Annotated in this window: 15 protein-coding genes and 7 tRNA genes; 1 reads left to right on the top strand and 21 read right to left on the bottom strand. The window is 53.3% G+C overall.

The features are described 5' to 3' along the window. The 9 genes from IB226_RS18190 to miaB all read right to left on the bottom strand — a co-directional run bounded on the left by IB226_RS18190 (position 1) and on the right by miaB (position 9,307). Positions 1–726 (bottom strand): amino acid ABC transporter ATP-binding protein, encoded by a 726-nt coding sequence (locus IB226_RS18190; RefSeq protein ID WP_008103661.1) that lies wholly within the window; start codon positions 724–726, stop codon positions 1–3. After that, a complete protein-coding gene (gene gltK / locus IB226_RS18185) occupies positions 727–1,404 on the bottom strand; it encodes a glutamate/aspartate ABC transporter permease GltK (RefSeq protein WP_101763247.1) in 678 nt (225 codons plus the stop codon). Beyond that, a complete protein-coding gene (locus IB226_RS18180; protein ID WP_061717388.1) occupies positions 1,404–2,144 on the bottom strand; it encodes an amino acid ABC transporter permease in 741 nt (246 codons plus the stop codon). The genes gltK and IB226_RS18180 overlap by 1 nt, the downstream gene beginning before the upstream one ends. Positions 2,145–2,305: 161 nt before the next feature. Next, entirely contained in the window at positions 2,306–3,199 is an 894-nt protein-coding gene (locus tag IB226_RS18175; RefSeq protein ID WP_101763246.1) for a glutamate/aspartate ABC transporter substrate-binding protein, read from the bottom strand. Positions 3,200–3,636: 437 nt separating this feature from the next. Then, positions 3,637–5,163: an apolipoprotein N-acyltransferase gene (lnt, locus tag IB226_RS18170; protein WP_192236638.1), complete on the bottom strand. Its 1,527-nt coding sequence runs from the start codon at positions 5,161–5,163 to the stop codon at positions 3,637–3,639. A gap of 4 nt (positions 5,164–5,167) precedes the next feature. Then, positions 5,168–6,049: a CNNM family magnesium/cobalt transport protein CorC gene (corC, locus tag IB226_RS18165; RefSeq protein ID WP_176971375.1), complete on the bottom strand. Its 882-nt coding sequence runs from the start codon at positions 6,047–6,049 to the stop codon at positions 5,168–5,170. A gap of 82 nt (positions 6,050–6,131) precedes the next feature. Further along, positions 6,132–6,605, bottom strand: a complete 474-nt coding sequence (gene ybeY, locus IB226_RS18160) for an rRNA maturation RNase YbeY (RefSeq protein WP_008103651.1) — start codon at positions 6,603–6,605, stop codon at positions 6,132–6,134. Then, entirely contained in the window at positions 6,602–7,675 is a 1,074-nt protein-coding gene (locus IB226_RS18155) for a PhoH family protein (protein ID WP_101763243.1), read from the bottom strand. The genes ybeY and IB226_RS18155 overlap by 4 nt, the downstream gene beginning before the upstream one ends. Before the next feature lie 207 nt (positions 7,676–7,882). Beyond that, the gene (miaB, locus tag IB226_RS18150) at positions 7,883–9,307 is read right to left on the bottom strand and encodes a tRNA (N6-isopentenyl adenosine(37)-C2)-methylthiotransferase MiaB (RefSeq protein WP_192236637.1); all 1,425 of its coding nucleotides are present in this window, start codon (positions 9,305–9,307) and stop codon (positions 7,883–7,885) included. Positions 9,308–9,476: 169 nt separating this feature from the next. Here miaB and ubiF point away from each other — a divergent pair, with 169 nt between their 5' ends. Beyond that, positions 9,477–10,649, top strand: coding sequence for a 3-demethoxyubiquinol 3-hydroxylase (gene ubiF, locus IB226_RS18145; protein ID WP_192236636.1), 1,173 nt, complete (start codon positions 9,477–9,479; stop codon positions 10,647–10,649). A 103-nt stretch (positions 10,650–10,752) separates the two neighbouring features. Here ubiF and IB226_RS18140 read toward each other — a convergent pair. The 12 genes from IB226_RS18140 to nagB all read right to left on the bottom strand — a co-directional run bounded on the left by IB226_RS18140 (position 10,753) and on the right by nagB (position 17,646). Continuing rightward, positions 10,753–10,827: transfer RNA gene (locus tag IB226_RS18140), tRNA-Gln, on the bottom strand. Positions 10,828–10,855: 28 nt separating this feature from the next. Then, positions 10,856–10,930, bottom strand: a tRNA-Gln gene (locus IB226_RS18135). A 6-nt stretch (positions 10,931–10,936) separates the two neighbouring features. After that, a tRNA-Met gene (locus IB226_RS18130) sits at positions 10,937–11,013 on the bottom strand. Between the two features lie 26 nt (positions 11,014–11,039). After that, a tRNA-Gln gene (locus IB226_RS18125) sits at positions 11,040–11,114 on the bottom strand. 34 nt (positions 11,115–11,148) lie between these two features. Next, positions 11,149–11,223: transfer RNA gene (locus tag IB226_RS18120), tRNA-Gln, on the bottom strand. 21 nt (positions 11,224–11,244) lie between these two features. Beyond that, positions 11,245–11,329 (bottom strand) — tRNA-Leu (locus tag IB226_RS18115). A gap of 7 nt (positions 11,330–11,336) precedes the next feature. Continuing rightward, positions 11,337–11,413 (bottom strand) — tRNA-Met (locus IB226_RS18110). Between the two features lie 215 nt (positions 11,414–11,628). Continuing rightward, positions 11,629–13,296 carry an asparagine synthase B gene (gene asnB / locus IB226_RS18105; protein WP_192236635.1) on the bottom strand — a complete coding sequence of 556 codons (1,668 nt, stop codon included), beginning with the start codon at positions 13,294–13,296 and terminating at the stop codon, positions 11,629–11,631. Between the two features lie 317 nt (positions 13,297–13,613). Then, positions 13,614–14,366, bottom strand: coding sequence for an HAD-IIA family hydrolase (locus IB226_RS18100; protein WP_192236634.1), 753 nt, complete (start codon positions 14,364–14,366; stop codon positions 13,614–13,616). A gap of 41 nt (positions 14,367–14,407) precedes the next feature. Then, positions 14,408–15,628, bottom strand: coding sequence for an N-acetylglucosamine repressor (locus tag IB226_RS18095; protein WP_137385370.1), 1,221 nt, complete (start codon positions 15,626–15,628; stop codon positions 14,408–14,410). Between the two features lie 7 nt (positions 15,629–15,635). After that, positions 15,636–16,784 carry an N-acetylglucosamine-6-phosphate deacetylase gene (nagA, locus tag IB226_RS18090; RefSeq protein ID WP_192236633.1) on the bottom strand — a complete coding sequence of 383 codons (1,149 nt, stop codon included), beginning with the start codon at positions 16,782–16,784 and terminating at the stop codon, positions 15,636–15,638. Between the two features lie 61 nt (positions 16,785–16,845). Further along, complete coding sequence (gene nagB / locus IB226_RS18085) at positions 16,846–17,646, bottom strand: glucosamine-6-phosphate deaminase (RefSeq protein ID WP_110865725.1); 801 nt, start codon at positions 17,644–17,646, stop codon at positions 16,846–16,848. Positions 17,647–17,705 lie beyond the last annotated feature (59 nt).

The following is a 17,705-nucleotide window of genomic DNA, read 5'->3' as shown; positions in this document are numbered from 1 at the left end:
TCAGTGCAGGATCTTTGCCAGGAAGTCTTTCGCACGATCGGATTGCGGATTGTTAAAGAAGTCATCCTTATTGGTGTCTTCAATAATTTTCCCTTCATCCATAAAGATGACGCGGTTAGCGACTTTGCGCGCAAAGCCCATTTCATGCGTTACCACCATCATGGTCATGCCTTCATTCGCCAGCTCAACCATCACGTCCAACACTTCGTTGATCATTTCAGGATCAAGTGCTGACGTCGGCTCATCAAACAGCATCGCCACCGGATCCATGCACAACGCACGCGCGATTGCTACGCGCTGCTGCTGGCCGCCGGAAAGCTGGCCTGGAAACTTATCCGCGTGCGCAGAGAGCCCAACGCGTTTTAACAAGCCCTGCGCTTTCTCACGCGAGGCCGCTTTATCACGCTTCAGCACTTTGACCTGCGCCAGCGTCAGGTTCTCGATGATGCTGAGATGAGGGAACAGCTCGAAATGCTGGAACACCATGCCCACTTTGCTACGCAATTGAGCGAGGTTGGTTTTTTTGTTATTCACTTCGGTGCCGGTCACCTGAATGCTGCCCTTTTGAATCGGCTCCAGCCCATTCACGGTTTTAATCAGCGTTGATTTACCTGAGCCAGACGGACCGCAGACCACCACCACTTCACCTTTTTTCACTTCGGTGGAGCAGTCGGTCAGCACCTGAAAGTGCCCATACCACTTTGAAACATTTTTCAGGCTAATCATTTAAACCGTCCTCTTTCTTTTCAGATAGGTAACCAACAGCGAAGCGCTCAGGCTGATCACAAAGTAGACCAGACCAGCAAACAAAATCATTTCAACCTGGGTTCCGTCACGCTCACCTATGGTTGAAGCGGTGCGGAAGAAATCGGCCAGGCTCAGTACATACACCAGCGAGGTATCCTGGAACAGCACGATGCCCTGCGTCAGCAGCAGCGGCACCATGGCGCGGAACGCCTGCGGCAATACGATCAGTTTCATCGATTGCCAGTGCGTCATGCCGAGCGCCAGCGCGGCATTGGACTGCCCGCGTGAGATGCTCTGAATACCGGCGCGGATGATTTCCGAGTAGTACGCGGCCTCAAATAGCGCAAATGCCACCATGGCAGAAATCAGGCGGATATCTGATTTAGGCGATAAGCCCAGCACCTGTTGCAGGAAGGCGGGCACCACCAAATAGAACCACAGCAGCACCATCACCAAGGGTACGGAGCGGAACAGGTTGACGTACAGCTTGGCAAACCAGCGTATCGGCGCAATTGGCGACAAGCGCATCACCGCCAAAATCGTGCCCCAGATAATGCCAAACACCACGGCAATCGCGGTGATCTTGAAGGTAATGATCAACCCATTCCACAAGTAAGGCAGGCTGGGAACAATTGAACTCCAGTCAAACTCGTACATTATTTGCCTCCCATATTGCCAGGCAGGCGAATTTTGCGTTCTACCACACTCATAATCAGCATGATCACCAGGTTAATGCCGACGTACGCCAGAGTGATGGCGGTAAAGGATTCATAGGCATGCGCGGAGTAATCCAGCAGCTTGCCGGCCTGCGCCGCCATATCCACCAGTCCGATGGTTGAGGCGATCGCCGAGTTCTTCACCAGGTTAAGCATTTCCGACGTCATCGGCGGCACAATCACGCGATAGGCATTCGGCAGCAGCACATAGCGATAGGTTTGCGGCAGCGTCAGGCCCATCGCCAGGCCGGCATTTTTCTGACCGCGTGGCAGCGACTGAATCGCCGCGCGTACCTGTTCACAGACGCGCGCTGCGGTGAACAAACCAAGGCAAATCGTCGAGGAGACGAAGAACTGAATATTGGGATCCAATTCCGACTTAAACCACATGCCCAGCTTTTCGCCCACCAGTTCTGGCGCAACCAGATACCAGAAGAAGAACTGCACAATCAGCGGGATATTACGGAATAGCTCCACGTAGCAGGTGCCAATTGCCGCCAACAGGCGGTTGGGCACGGTACGCAGAATGCCAAATAAGGAACCTACCAGGAAGGCGATAATCCAGGCGCAGCAGGACACCGCAATGGTGACCTGAAAACCGGACCACAGCCAGCCGAGGTAAGTCGTATTGCCGAACGGGGCCTGTTCAAGAAAAATGCCCCAGTTCCAATCGATACCCATAACGAGCTCCGGTAAAAAAAGGGTAGCGAGGCTACCCATAAGATTGTTGAGCGGTGTCTTGCATCCTGCTTCAGGGGAACGGCCTGTTACAGTCTGTCTGTCCGCACCGCATGTTCAGCAATCGAGAGGGCAGCGGGGCTGCCCTTGTTGTCGTTGTTAATTCAGAGTGCTTTGTCGTTCGGTGCTTTGAACAGGGCCTGCATATCGCTTGAGAGTTCGAAGTTTAGGTTCAGATTCTTCGGTGGAATCGGTTTTTTGAACCAGGTTTCAAACCATTTTGAGGCTTCGCCAGAGGTTTGCGCTTTAGCAATGGTTTCATCCATCAGCTGTTTGAACTGTGGATCCTGATTACGCAGCATGCAGCCGTAAGCTTCTTTCGACTGCGGTGTACCCACGATGTCCCAGTTGTCTGGCTTCTTGGCTTTGGCACGTTCACCTGCCAGCAGCGCGTCATCCATCATGAAGGCCACAGCACGACCGGTTTCCAGCGTACGGAAAGAATCGCCATGGTCTTTCGCGCTGATGATGCGCATATCCATTTTTTGCTCGTCGTTCAGTTTGTGCAGCAGAACTTCTGAAGTGGTACCGGAGGTCACGACAACGGTTTTACCCTTCAGATCAGGGAAATCTTTGATGTCGCCGCCTTTTTTCACCAGCAGACGCGTACCGATGATGAACACGGTGTCAGAGAATGCCGCTTGCTTCTGACGCTCCAGGTTGTTGGTGGTAGAACCGCACTCAAAATCGTAAGTTCCGTTCTGCAACAGAGGAATACGGTTCTGCGAAGTAATCGGCAGCATTTTGATCTGCAAATCAGGCTTATTCAGTTTGGCTTTAATAGCCGCGATGATGGCGTTTGAATAATCCTGTGAATAGCCAACCACTTTTTGCTGGTTGTCATAGTAAGAAAAGGGAACTGATGATTCACGATGCCCAACGACGATCACGCCGCTATCATTGATTTTTTTCAGGGTACCGGTGAGATCTTCCGCCTGGGCCGCTCCCGCTGCTGCTCCCAACAGCAAAAGAGATAATGCCACTTTGCGTATCTGCATGTTCCAACTCCTTCGTATGGATGTCGCGCAGAACATAAACTGCGCAGATTGTGATGTTGTGTGTATTTCGTGCTGCTTTTTTTGTTATCCCATAGCGCAACCGCACGCAGGATAGTGATTAACATAGCGAATTGTTAACGCAATGAAACAAAAAAGTTTCTTTTTTGCGAGCCGCTCCGCACCAATAAAAGGCAAAAATTCCCCGATGCGCTAATAGAGTGCGCATCATTGCCATAAATTAGTGCGTAAAGGTTGCACTACGCTGACAAAAGCCGATGTTTGCGAAAATCACTGAAATAAATAGCAATGATCGTGCCAGCACGATGAAGAAGTGTAAAAAGCCAGCAGAGAATCGGGGAAAGCACCACGGAAGGAAGAGAAAACAGCGCATAAAAAAGGCGAAGTATTCACTTCGCCTGTTTGCATAGCTGCCTGAACTAGTGGCGACGGCGCAGAATGGCCACCACAATGCTAATCAACGTCACTAGCCACACTGGCCAGATGCCCGCTTTCGCATACGGCGTTTCACCGATGGTTGGCGTGACTTTGGCTTCCAATACATCCCGCGTGAACTGCGGCAGCTCTTTCTCTACTTCACCGTTGGCATTTACTACCGCTGTGACACCGTTATTGGTGGAGCGCAGTAACGGACGTCCCAGCTCCAGCGCACGCATGCGCGCCATCTGGAAATGCTGCCACGGCCCGATGGAGTGACCGAACCAGGCATCGTTGGAGACGGTCAGCAGGAAGTTGGTATCGGGACGGAAGTTGGCGCGCACTTGTTCGCCCAGCACGATCTCATAGCAGATAGCGCTGGTCAGGTTATAACCCGACACTTTCAGCTGCGGCTGGACATAGGCGCCACGGCTGAAGGAGGACATCGGCAAATCGAAGAACGGCGCCAGCGGACGCAGCAACGCTTCCAGCGGCACAAACTCACCAAATGGCACCAGATGATTCTTCTGATAGCGGTTCTGGCTTTGATAGCTGTAAGGCTGCTCACCACCCAGCACAATTACCGAGTTATAGTCGTGATAGCGATTATCGCCTTCCACGCGAGAATCCACGATACCGGTAATCAATGAGCTGCCGCGCGCACGCAGGTCAGCGTCCAGCGCCTGCAGGAACGGCTGCTGGTTGCTTTCCAGATCGGTAATCGCTGATTCGGGCCAGATAATGATCGGTGCTTTGCCGATAAACGGCTGGCTATAGGAGGTGTAAACGCGCAGCGTGTTCAGCAGTTGCTGCGGATCCCACTTCATCGACTGCGGAATATTGCCTTGCACCATCGCAACATCAACGCTGCGTTCCGGCAGCGGCTGATACCACTGCAACATGCGCAGCGGCCAGGGCAGTAACAGCAGGAGCGCGGCGGCTATCAAGCTTTTCACGGTACGATGATGCAACGCGTGCACCAGCAGGCCCACGATCACCATTAACAGGAAGGTAATGGTTTCAACGCCTGCGAGCGGCGCGAGGCCTTTTAGCGGACCGTCAATCTGGCTGTAGCCAAACTGCAGCCACGGAAAGCCGGTGAGCACCCAACCGCGCAGGAATTCGCTAATCTGCCATAGCGCGGGTGCCGCTAAAGCCAAACGCCACAGTGTGGCGCGCGGCCAGAAACGGTTGAGCAGAAGGGCAAACAGCATCGGATAAAGCGACAGATAAGCCGCCAGCAGAATCACCAGTAAGATGTTTACCGGGCCGGGCATGCCGCCAAAGGTGGCGATGCTGACGTAAACCCAATTGATGCCGCTGCCAAACAGTCCAAAGCCCCAAGCGAAGCCGATTGCCGCAGCCTGCGCAGTGCGACGTTCCAGCAGCAACAGTTGCAGACCAAACAGCGAAATTATCGCCGCAGGCCAGAAATCGTAGGGGGAAAAGGAAAGGGTGCCAATGGCACCCGTAACTAACGCCAGCAGCAGGCGAACCCGCTGCTGCGAGTAAAGAGAGGCTAAAGCCATAAAGTTATTCGTCTTCCAGTTGCGGTTGTGGTGAGTCTTCCGGAATTTTTACATGCACCTGGATGATACGGCGGCTGTCAGCCATGGCGACTTTGAACTGATAGCCATCAATGACAATACTTTCGCCGCGAGCGGGAAGGTGGCCGAATCCCTGCATGACCAATCCGCCAATGGTATCGACTTCGTCATCGCTGAAATCGGTGCCAAAGACCTCATTAAAATCTTCAATTTGCGTTAAGGCGCGCATGGTATAGGTGTAACGATTGAGCTGGCGGATATCACGATCTTCTTCATCGTCATACTCATCTTCAATTTCGCCAACAATCAGCTCAAGAATATCTTCAATGGTCACCAGACCAGAGACGCCACCAAATTCATCAATGACAATCGCCATGTGATAACGCTGCGAGCGGAACTCCTTCAGCATGCGATCGACGCGCTTGCTTTCAGGAACCACCACGGCGGTGCGCAGCACTTTTTCCATGCTGAACGGCTCAGACGCGCTGGCCATAAACGGCAGCAGGTCTTTGGCCATCAAAATGCCTTCGACGTGGTCTTTGTCTTCGCTGATCACCGGGAAGCGTGAGTGGGCGGATTCAATAATCACCGCAAGGCACTCTTCCAGCGTTTGGTTGCGTTTCAGGGTGATCATTTGCGAGCGAGGGATCATGATGTCGCGCACGCGCTGTTCGGCAATGTCCAGCACCCCTTCGAGCATGTCGCGGGTGTCCTGATCAATCAGCTCTTTTTGCTCAGAATCGCGGATTAACCCCAGCAGTTCATCACGGTTTTTAGGTTCACCGTGAAACAGTTGGTTGATTAACAGGGAGAAAAATCCCTTTTTACTACTGGGTGCGTCGCTGTTTTGAGAATGGTCGTCGCTCATGGCGTTTTTATTTCGTTCTCTCTAATGAGGGATTGGGGCTGCTAGCATCCGCGCCAGCAGCGCAATAACCTGAACCAGCGGCTCAGGCGTCTTCTTTCTCCGAAATGTACGGATCAGGATAACCAAGAGCAAGCATTATCTCGGTCTCCAGCGCCTCCATCTCTTCGGCTTCTTCATCTTCGATATGGTCGTAACCCAGCAGATGCAGCGTACCGTGCACCACCATATGCGCCCAGTGGGCTTCGACGGTTTTGCCTTGTTCAGCAGCCTCTTGCTCGACAACCTGACGGCAAATAATCAGATCGCCGAGCAGTGGCAGTTCAATCCCCGGCGGTGCTTCAAACGGGAATGACAGCACGTTGGTCGGCTTATCTTTGCCGCGATAAGTCAGATTAAGCTCATTACTCTCGGCTTCATCCACCAGACGAATCGTGACTTCGCTTTCTGGTTGAAACGGCGTTACCGCCGCTTCCAGCCAGCGTTGAAAATCACTCTCCGCTGGCAGATGGTTTTCATCGGCGCAGGCCAGTTGTAAATCAAGAATCACCGCGCTCATGAACGCTCCTGCGGGCTGGTTTGGCTGGCAAGCTGAGCCGCGATAGCTTCGCGTTTGCGCTCTTCTGCCTGTTGATCACGGCGTTTCTGGTCGGCGGTTTCCCAGGCTTCATAAGCATTCACGATGCGTGCGACAACCGGATGACGCACCACGTCTTCGCTGTGGAAAAAGTTAAAGCTAATCTCATCGACTTCTGCCAGCACTTCAATGGCGTGGCGCAGGCCGGATTTGGTGCTGCGCGGCAAGTCAATCTGCGTGATATCGCCGGTAATGACCGCTTTCGAATTAAAGCCGATACGCGTCAGGAACATCTTCATCTGTTCGATTGTGGTGTTCTGGCTCTCATCGAGAATCACAAAGGCGTCGTTCAGCGTGCGTCCGCGCATGTAGGCCAGCGGAGCCACTTCAATCACGTTGCGCTCAATCAGTTTCTCTACGCGCTCAAAGCCGAGCATTTCGAACAGCGCGTCGTAAAGCGGGCGCAGGTAGGGATCGACCTTCTGGCTGAGATCGCCGGGCAGGAAGCCGAGTTTCTCACCCGCTTCAACCGCCGGACGCGTCAGCAGAATACGGCGAATCTCCTGACGCTCCAGCGCATCCACTGCGGCAGCGACCGCCAGATAGGTTTTACCGGTACCTGCCGGGCCGATACCAAAGGTAATGTCATGCGAGAAGATATTGGCGATGTATTGGGCCTGGTTAGGCGTACGCGGTTTGATTACGCCACGCTTGGTTTTGATGTTCACCGCTTTGCCGAATTCCGGCACGCTCTCAGCGCTTTGTTCCAGAACGCCGCTCTCTTTGATTGCCAGGTGAATCTGGTCCGGTTCGATATCTTTGATCTGACCGCGCATTGGGGCGGTATCAACATACAGCGTGCGCAGGATATTGACGGCAGCGTCCACGCACAGCGAGCGGCCGGTAAGCGTGAATTGGTTGTCACGGCGTTTGATCTCAAGGCCCAAACGGCGCTCCAGCTGTTTCACATTGTCATCCATCGGACCGCACAAGCTCATCAGTCGTTGGTTATCTGCCGGTTCAAGGGCGATTTCACGCGTTTCGATATTCAAATGAATCCTTAAGGTCACTCAGGGCCAGTTGAAAAGGTGTGCCGGATGTCGAAGAGCAATCTCTCCGCATCTTTATGAAATTATTTATGGCGCTGCGCACTGGCGCAAGCTTCAGAGTCGATATTTGGGCAGCACTTGTGGAAAGCAAGGGCCTGGGGATGAAACAGGCGACAGCGCTTTGTGCGCTGTCGCTCAACGTTCGAGGTTTCAAGGCTGGAACAGTCCGACGCCGATGTCGTTCTCTTTGCGGGTACGCGCAATCACCGATGCCGGGCTTTCGGCCACACGGAGCGCCATTTGATCTTCGGTGCGCACCAGCACGCCGCGCAGGGAGCTGGCATAGACATCAACAATTTCGACATCAACAAACTTACCGATCATTTCAACCGGTGCTTCGAAGTTCACCACGCGGTTATTATCGGTGCGGCCGGTCAGTTCCATCACATTCTTACGCGAAATGCCTTCCACCAGCACGCGCTGCGTGGTGCCCAGCATGCGGCGGCTCCACGCCATCACCTGCTGATTGATGCGGTCCTGCAGGATGAAAAGACGCTGCTTTTTCTCCTCTTCTGTCACATCGTCGGGCAGATCGGCCGCCGGCGTGCCTGGGCGCATCGAGTAAATAAAGCTGAAGCTGACATCGAAATTCACTTCACCGACCAGCTTCATGGTCTGCTCAAAATCCTGCTGCGTTTCGCCGGGGAAACCGATGATGAAATCAGAGCTCAGCTGGATATCCGGACGTGCGGCTTTCAGCTTGCGAATAATCGCTTTGTACTCGAGTGCGGTGTGCGCGCGCTTCATCAGCGTCAGGATGCGATCTGATCCGCTCTGAACCGGCAGATGCAGGAAGCTCGCCAGCTCGGGCGTATCGCGGTAAACCTCGATGATGTCATCGGTAAATTCAATAGGATGGCTGGTGGTGAAGCGAATACGGTCAATGCCGTCGATCGCCGCCACTAAGCGCAGCAACTCAGCAAAGGTGCAGATATCGCCATCAAAGGTGGCGCCGCGATAGGCGTTGACGTTCTGGCCCAGCAGGTTGACTTCACGTACGCCCTGAGCGGCAAGCTGGGCGATTTCCAGCAGAATATCGTCGCTCGGACGGCTGACTTCCTCGCCGCGCGTGTAAGGCACCACGCAGAAAGTACAATATTTGTTGCAACCTTCCATGATCGACACAAAGGCGGTTGGGCCATCGGCGCGCGGTTCTGGCAGGCGATCAAACTTCTCAATTTCAGGGAAGCTGATGTCAACAACCGGGCTTTTACTGCCGCGCACGGTGTTAATCATCTCCGGCAGACGATGTAAGGTCTGCGGGCCAAAGACGATATCGACGTAACTGGCGCGCTGGCGCAGACGTTCACCTTCTTGTGAGGCCACGCAGCCACCCACGCCGATGATCAGATCGGGATTGGTCGCTTTCAGCTTTTTCCAACGGCCTAGCAGAGCAAAAACCTTCTCCTGCGCCTTTTCACGGATGGAGCAGGTGTTGAGCAGCAGAACGTCCGCCTCTTCAGCTTCCTCGGTAAGGGTGTAGCCGTGCGTACTGTTCAGCAGATCGGCCATCTTCGATGAATCGTATTCATTCATCTGACAGCCCCAGGTTTTGATGTGCAGTTTTTTGGTCATCGAACTAGCCATTGATTCAAGCGAAGTGCAGGGCGCGTATTGTAATGCTTCGACGCTGTTGTTACCAGGCTTCACGCATCTGCATCGCATCGCGCTGCTAATTTCCGGTACACTTTAGCTATCAACGTGATGCTGGAAGGTTTCACGGCAAAAAGAAGGATTAGAGTCGATGCAGGATTCACATTTTGATGTGGTGATCGTGGGCGGTGGCATGGTTGGTGCGGCGCTGGCGTGTGGCCTGGCGCAGCAGCAGTTTCGCGTAGCGGTCATTGAACGGGCAGAACCGGCAAGCTTTGATGCCAGCAGCGAGCCAGATGTGCGTATCTCCGCCATCGGTGCGTCGTCGGTGGCGCTGCTGCAGCAACTGGATGTCTGGCAACGTGTGCAGGCGATGCGCTGTGCGCCCTATCGCCAACTGGAAACCTGGGAGTGGCAAAACGCGCATGTGAAGTTTGATGCGGCGTCGCTTGGGTTGCCCGAGCTGGGCTTTATGGTGGAAAACAGCGTGCTGCAGCGTGCGCTGTGGGAAAAAATGCAGCAAGAGGGCATCACACTGATCTGCCCGGCGAGCTTGCAGGGTTTGCAGCCGCACAGCGCTGGCTGGCAGGTGCAACTCGATAACGGCCAAACGCTGGATGCGCGTTTAGTGGTCGGCGCAGATGGTGCTAACTCGCGTGTGCGCCAGTTAGCGGGTATTGGCGTGCGCGGCTGGAACTATGCGCAATCCTGCATGCTGATAAGCGTGGAGTGCGAGCAGGAGGCGGGCGATGCCACCTGGCAGCAGTTTACGCCGCAAGGGCCGCGCGCTTTCCTGCCGCTGTTTGATCGTCGTGCTTCGCTGGTGTGGTACGACGCACCCGCGCGTATCCGTCAGCTGCAAAGTTTGCCGCTCCCGCAACTGGAGAAAGAGATTTATGCTCACTTCCCGGCACGCGTTGGCCGTATTCAGGTCAAAACTGCGGCCTCTTTCCCGCTGGTGCGACGTCATGCTACGCGTTATGTGATGCCGGGATTGGCGCTGGTGGGGGATGCGGCGCACACCATCAATCCGCTGGCCGGGCAGGGCGTTAATCTGGGCTATAGGGATGTGGATGCGTTGATCACGAGGCTGGTCGAGGCGCGCAACCAGGCGGAGCTCTGGTCATCGGATGCTGTGCTGCAGCGTTATCATCGTCAGCGTTACAAAGATAATTTACTGATGCAGGGCGGAATGGATCTGTTCTACTTCGCGTTTAGCAATAAACTGCCGCCGCTGCGTTTTGCGCGAAACCTGGCGCTGATTGCGGCGGAGAATGCCGGAGAGTTGAAACGTAAGGTGCTGCGTTACGCATTAGGTTTGTGATTGTATGGAGCGCATTGATGCGCTCTTGGTTAAAAGTTTGCTCGCCACTTTGCCAAACGCAGAAAACAATAAAGCCCGCATAAGCGGGCTTTATTGTGCAATTTGGCTGGGGTGCAGGGATTCGAACCCCGGAATGCTGGTATCAGAAACCAGTGCCTTACCGCTTGGCGACACCCCAATAGGTGTTTGATCAAATTGTCTTTTTATGGCTGGGGTGCAGGGATTCGAACCCCGGAATGCTGGTATCAGAAACCAGAGCCTTACCGCTTGGCGACACCCCAATAATTTGGTGGCTACGACGGGATTTGAACCTGTGACCCCATCATTATGAGTGATGTGCTCTAACCAGCTGAGCTACGTAGCCTTTGTACTGCTTACTGCGTCCGACGATGGCTGGGATACCTGGATTCGAACCAGGGAATGCCGGTATCAAAAACCGGTGCCTTACCGCTTGGCGATATCCCATTCGTCGACTTTGTATCCACAACATAATCCGGATTGGCTGGGGTACCAGGATTCGAACCTGGGAATGCTGGTATCAAAAACCAGTGCCTTACCGCTTGGCGATACCCCATCCGGCTGCCGAAGACTGAAATGGTGCGGGAGGCGAGACTTGAACTCGCACACCTTGCGGCGCTAGAACCTAAATCTAGTGCGTCTACCAATTTCGCCACTCCCGCAAAAAGATGGTGGCTACGACGGGATTTGAACCTGTGACCCCATCATTATGAGTGATGTGCTCTAACCAGCTGAGCTACGTAGCCATCTTTTTCGCGTAACCTTCATCGGCGTTGCGGGGCGCATTATGCGTATTGAGTCTTGTAGCGTCAACAATTTTTTTGCCGTTTTTCGCCTTAAAACGCCTGTTTGTCTGGCTTGTAACCAGGCTGGTGATTTATTCGGCTAATTTCTCAGGTTGTACGAGGGATTGCATAAAAAAGGGGCTCGAATGAGCCCCATATCTTGTTGAGTAAAAACCTTATTTATACGCGGACTGATGCACACCTACGGCACGACCAGAAGGGTCATCCATGGATTTAAAGGCTTCATCCCACTCGATCGCTTTAGCCGAAGAACAGGCCACCGACGGACCGCCTGGCACACACTCTGCGGCGCTGGCGATCGGGAACAATTCCTCGAAGATCTCGCGATACAGATACGCTTCTTTCGAGTTCGGCGTGTTGTACGGGAAGCGGAAGTGCGCAGTCGACAGCTGTTGATCGGTGATTTGCTTCGCCGCCACTTCTTTCAGCGTATCTATCCAGCTGTAGCCCACACCATCAGAGAACTGCTCTTTCTGACGCCACGCCACGCTCTCCGGCAGGTAAGAAGAGAAGCATTCGCGCAGGATGTGTTTTTCCATCTTGCCGTTGCTGCCACAGAGTTTGTCTGCCGGGTTGATGCGCATCGCCACGTCGAGGAATTTCTTGTCGAGGAACGGCACACGCGCTTCCACGCCCCAGGCGGACATCGCTTTGTTGGCGCGAGCACAGTCAAACATGTGCAGAGCCAGCAGTTTACGTACGTTCTCTTCGTGGAATTCTTTGGCGTTTGGCGCCTTATGGAAATAGAGGTAGCCGCCAAAGACTTCATCCGCACCTTCACCGGACAACACCATTTTGATGCCCATCGCTTTGATCTTACGCGACATTAAATACATCGGCGTAGAGGCGCGAATGGTGGTCACATCATAGGTTTCGATGTGGTAAATCACTTCACGGATCGCATCCAGGCCTTCCTGCACGGTGAAATGGATTTCGTGGTGCACGGTACCGAGGTGTTCTGCGACTGATTTCGCTGCTTTCAGGTCTGGAGAACCTTCCAGGCCAACCGCGAAGGAGTGCAACTGCGGCCACCATGCATCGCTCTTATCCGCATCTTCAACACGTTTCGCAGCAAAGCGCTTGGTCACGGCAGAAATGATGGAGGAGTCCAGGCCGCCAGACAGCAGCACGCCGTAAGGCACGTCAGACATCAGGTGACTTTTTACTGACTCTTCCAGCGCATGTTTCAGCTCGGCGGCATCCGTAGTGTTGTGCTCAACGGCGGAATATTCCATCCAGTCACGCTGCCAGTAACGACGGATTTCACCATCGGCGCTCGACATGTAGCTTCCCGGCGGGAACTCTTTGATGCTGCGGCACACCGGCACCAGCGCTTTCATCTCGGAAGCGACATACAGGTTGCCGTGCTCGTCGTTGCCCATATACAGCGGGATAATGCCGATATGGTCGCGACCAATCAGATATTGTTGCTTCACGCTGTCCCACAGAATGAAGGCGAACATGCCTTGCAGCTCGTCGAGGAAATCGACGCCTTTTTCCTGATACAGCGCGAGGATCACTTCACAGTCAGAACCGGTCTGGAAAGCGTAACGATCGCTCAACTCAGCACGCAGCGCCTGATGGTTGTAAATTTCGCCGTTAACAGCCAGTACGTGGGTGTGGTCAGCGTTATACAGCGGCTGTGCGCCGTTGTTAACGTCAACAATCGACAGACGCTCATGCACCAGAATGGCTTTATCATCCGCATAAACACCTGACCAATCCGGGCCGCGGTGACGCATCAGACGAGAAGATTCCAGCGCTTTCTTGCGCAGCTCAATAGGATCGCTTTTCAGATCCAGCACACCAAAAATTGAACACATAACTGACTCCTGATCTCACCTTGTGGCGAAGTTATTTCTACGTTTGTCCGGCAGCCTTGGCTGCGTGATGTATAAGAAAATGCGCTAAATGGCGGTGTTAGTGCAAGCAAAATTGCGATTCTTTGATAAAAAGAATGTTGATGGGCAAATAATATTGAATATTATTCAATTATTACGTTTTTATTTTAGATGGCATCTAATGAAACTGCATTATCGTTCGTTTTGTAGGCATGGGGCGAGCGGTAAAGAAAGGCATAACCACAGAAAAAACAAAAGCCCTGCATAAGCAGGGCCATAAGAAGGGGTGATGGCTGGAATCAGAACAGGTCGATATCGGCGACCGATGGGTAAATCCAATCCGGGCGGAAAGGCATCGCATCAATATCACTCAGTGTGGAAACGCCAGACAGCACCAGAATGGTTTCCAGACCCGCCTGGAAGCCTGCCAGAATGTCTGTCCGCAGGTTATCGCCCACAATGACCGTCTCTTCCGAATGCGCATGCATTTTGTTTAACGCCGCGCGCATGATGTACGGACTCGGTTTTCCGACGTAAAACGGTTTACGGCCGGAGATGGTTTCGATACCGGCGCAGAGTGCTCCGCAGGCAGGAACAAAGCCGCGTGCATGTGTATCGGGATTAGTGGCGATAAAGCGGGCGCCATTGGCCACGAAGAAAGCGGCTTTATGCATCATTTCCCAATTGAAAGAGCGCGTTTCACCGACGATAACGAAATCTGGATTAACGTCGGTGATGGTGAAGCCAGCTTTATACAGCTCATGAATCAGCGCACCTTCGCCAATTACGTAGGCTTTTTTCCCTTCCTGACGGCGCAGGAAATCGGCGGTGGCCATCGCCGAGGTGTAAAACACCGAATCCGGTACGTCAATGCCGGCGTTGGCAAAGCGGTTCGCCAGATCCAGCGCGGTTTGCGAAGGATAATTGGTCAACACCACCAACGGCATATCCTTCGCCAGAATGCGCTGCAGAAATTCTTTCGCGCCGGGAACGGCGGTATTGTCATGCATCAACACGCCGTCGATGTCACAGATTACGCTTTTAATCGTCATAGATTGCATCCGGTCGGGCCTGCTTGACAGCAGGCTGGTGATTACTCTTCCAGCAGATGTTGCAGCAAAATGCCATTCAGCATTGCGCGTTTTGCCAAAGCAAAGGCGCCAATCGCCGAGCGATGATCGAGCTCGGAACGCACCACCGGCAGATTTTTACGGAAGGCAGGCAGCGTCTGCGTATTGATACACCCTTCAATAGCAGGAAACAGTACTTTATCGGCTTCAGTGATTTCACCGGCCAACACCACTTTTTGCGGATTGAACAGGTTGATGGCGATAGCAATCGCCTTGCCTAAATAGCGGCCGACATATTCAATCACTTCGCACGCCAGCGCGTCGCCATGATTAGCGGCGCGACAAATCTGCGGCATCAGGCAATCATTCAAGGTTAATGAGCTGGGATAGCCTTGATTCAGCAAGTGACGCACACGGTTTTCAATCGCTCCATTAGCCGCAATGGTTTCCAGGCAGCCAAAGTTACCGCAGTGGCAGCGTTCACCCAGCGGATCAACCTGAATATGGCCAATCTCGCCCACGTTGCCGTTACTGCCGAGGAAAATGTGGCCGTTGGCGATGATTCCGGCACCGGTGCCGCGATGCAAACGCACCAGAATGGAGTCTGCGCAATCGCGACTTGCACCGAAGTAGTGCTCGGCCAGCGCCAGGCTACGGATGTCATGACCAACAAAGCTGGTGACGTTGAAGCGTTTTTTCAGGCTGGAAACCAGCGGCCAATGACTTACCGCGATGTGCGGCATGTAGCGAATGATGCCGTTAATGGGATCGACCAAACCGGGCAGAATCACCGAGATAGCAATCAGTTCATGAATCTTACGCTGATGCGCGGCCATAAAGGCGCTGATGGCATTGAACAGCGCGTTCTCCAGCGTTTCCTGCGTGCGCTCGGGCAGCGGATAATCTTCCTGCGCCAGCGATTTTCCGCTCAGATCAAACAGCGTCAACGTCGCGTCATTACGCCCTAAGCGCACGCCGATAGTATGAAAATGACGGGTTTCAGTAATGATGGAGATCGCGCGACGCCCACCGGTGGAGGCTTGTTGCTCCACCTCTTTGATGAGGCCGCGCTCAATGAGCTGGCGGGTAATTTTGGTGACACTGGCGGGCGCAAGCTGACTGTGTTCGGCAATCTGAATGCGCGAAATTGGCCCCTGCTGATCGATTAGCCGATAAACGGCTGCACTATTGAGTTGTTTAACAAGATCAACATTTCCTATTTGAGACTGGCCGCCAGTGGTCATTCAATGCTTACTCGCTGAGGACGTTGTCTCCGTTGACGAACGTCTTAGTGATTTGATAATCGCGGGTAAAGACAGTCAGGTTGGCGACTTTTCCTGCTTCGACCGTGCCTAACTGCTTCTCCACACCCATCGCCTGCGCTGGATAGAGCGTCGCCATACGCAGCGCTTCATCAAGAGCGATACCGCAATGTTCAACGCTGTTCTGCACCGCTTCAATCATGGTCAAGGCAGAACCGCTGAGCGTACCGTTCTCGTCAACGCACAGGCCATCGCGATAGTATATTGTTTTGCCTGCAAAAATAAATTGATCAATCGATGCGCCCGCCGGTGCTGTGGCATCCGTCACTAACACCAGCTTGTCGCCTTTAATGCGTTTTGCATTGCGCACATTAGCGTAATGGACATGTAAACCATCCGCAATGATGCCGCAGTATACATCAGGCGAATCAAACAGCGCACCGATCAGACCTGGCTCACGTCCAGCGAAGGTTGGCATGGCATTGTAGAGATGCGTAGCAAAGCTGACGCCCGCGCTGAAGCCAATTTTTGCTTCTTCATAGGTCGCGTTGGAGTGACCCGCTGACACGATGATGCCGGCATCACGCAGCTGACGAATCACCTCGCTGCCCGTATTTTCAGGTGCCAGCGTGACTTTAGTGATGACGTCGGCATTGGCGCAGAGGAAATCCACCAGCTCGGCATCCGGCAGGCGAATCAATTCAGGATTGTGCGTACCTTTTTTAGCTTTATTCAGCCACGGACCTTCCAGATGCAGGCCGATTGCCTGATTCTGATGCTTGGCCAGGTAAGCGCGCATGGTTTCGACTGCGCGTCTCATCAGCGCATCGGTGCTGGTAATCAGCGTTGGCAAATAGCTGGTGCAGCCTGATTTCTCGTTGGCACGCTGCATGATCTCCAGCGTTTCAACGCTTAACGCATTGATGTCATCATTGAACTGCACGCCGCCGCAGCCGTTAAGCTGCAAATCAATAAAACCAGGAGCGAGAAACGCACCAGCCACATCCTGCTGTGCAATTGCCGCGTCCAGGGCATCACGCGGACACACGCGCTCAATCAGGCCATCTGCAATCACAACTGCATGATTGTCCAGAATTTCATGACCAGTAAAAATCCGGCCGTTCACTAATGCGTACATCGTTTCTCTCTCCCGGCTAAGCCTGCTGCCTGAAAGCAGCAGGTTTTGTTACAACGTGTTTTCAAACACCTTTCATATTTTCCGCTTCCATTTCGCGGAAATATTTCACGGTTTTCACTTTCAGTTCCATGGTGGCTGGCTCGTCACATACCACGACAGATTTGGCATGTAGCTGCAGGCAGCTGATGGTCCACATATGGTTGACGTTACCTTCAACCGCAGCCTGCAGCGCTTGCGCTTTCAGGTGGCCGGTAACCAGAATCATCACTTCTTCAGCATCCAGCAGCGTACCGACACCAACCGTCAGGGCGTATTTCGGCACCTGATCCACATCACCATTAAAGAAGCGTGAATTTGCAATACGCGTATCGTGCGTCAGGGTTTTGATGCGGGTACGTGAGGAGAGGGAAGAAGCCGGTTCGTTAAAGGCGATGTGACCATCGTTACCCACGCCGCCCATAAACAGGTTAATTTTGCCGTAAGCGCGGATCTTCTCTTCGTATTGGCGACATTCTGCGTCAATATCTTCGGCATTACCATTCAGAAGATTGATATTTTGCTGTTGAATATCAACATGATCGAAAAAGTTACGGTACATGAAACTGTGGTAACTTTCCGGATGCTCTTTTGGCAGGCCAACGTACTCATCCATGTTGAAGGTGACAACGTGCTTGAAACTAACCTGGCCCGCTTTGTGCATATCGATCAGGTGCTTGTAAGCTTCCAGCGGTGTTCCACCGGTTGGCAGACCCAGCACGAAGGGACGTTCTGCGCTAGGCTTAAACGCATTAATGCGGTTAACAATGTGGCGTGCAGCCCATTTACCCACTTGGGTCGGTGTGGCCAAAGGGATCAGTCTCATGTCTTCACCTCAATTAAGATTGGAAATGTGGAGTTGCCGTTTCTCTGACAGTTTTTGCC

The organism is Pantoea sp. PNT03 (assembly GCF_014852515.1).
GTDB lineage: Bacteria > Pseudomonadota > Gammaproteobacteria > Enterobacterales > Enterobacteriaceae > Pantoea > Pantoea leporis.
Note: the sequence above shows the minus strand (reverse complement) of the source record. Positions and strands in the feature narration are given on the sequence as shown.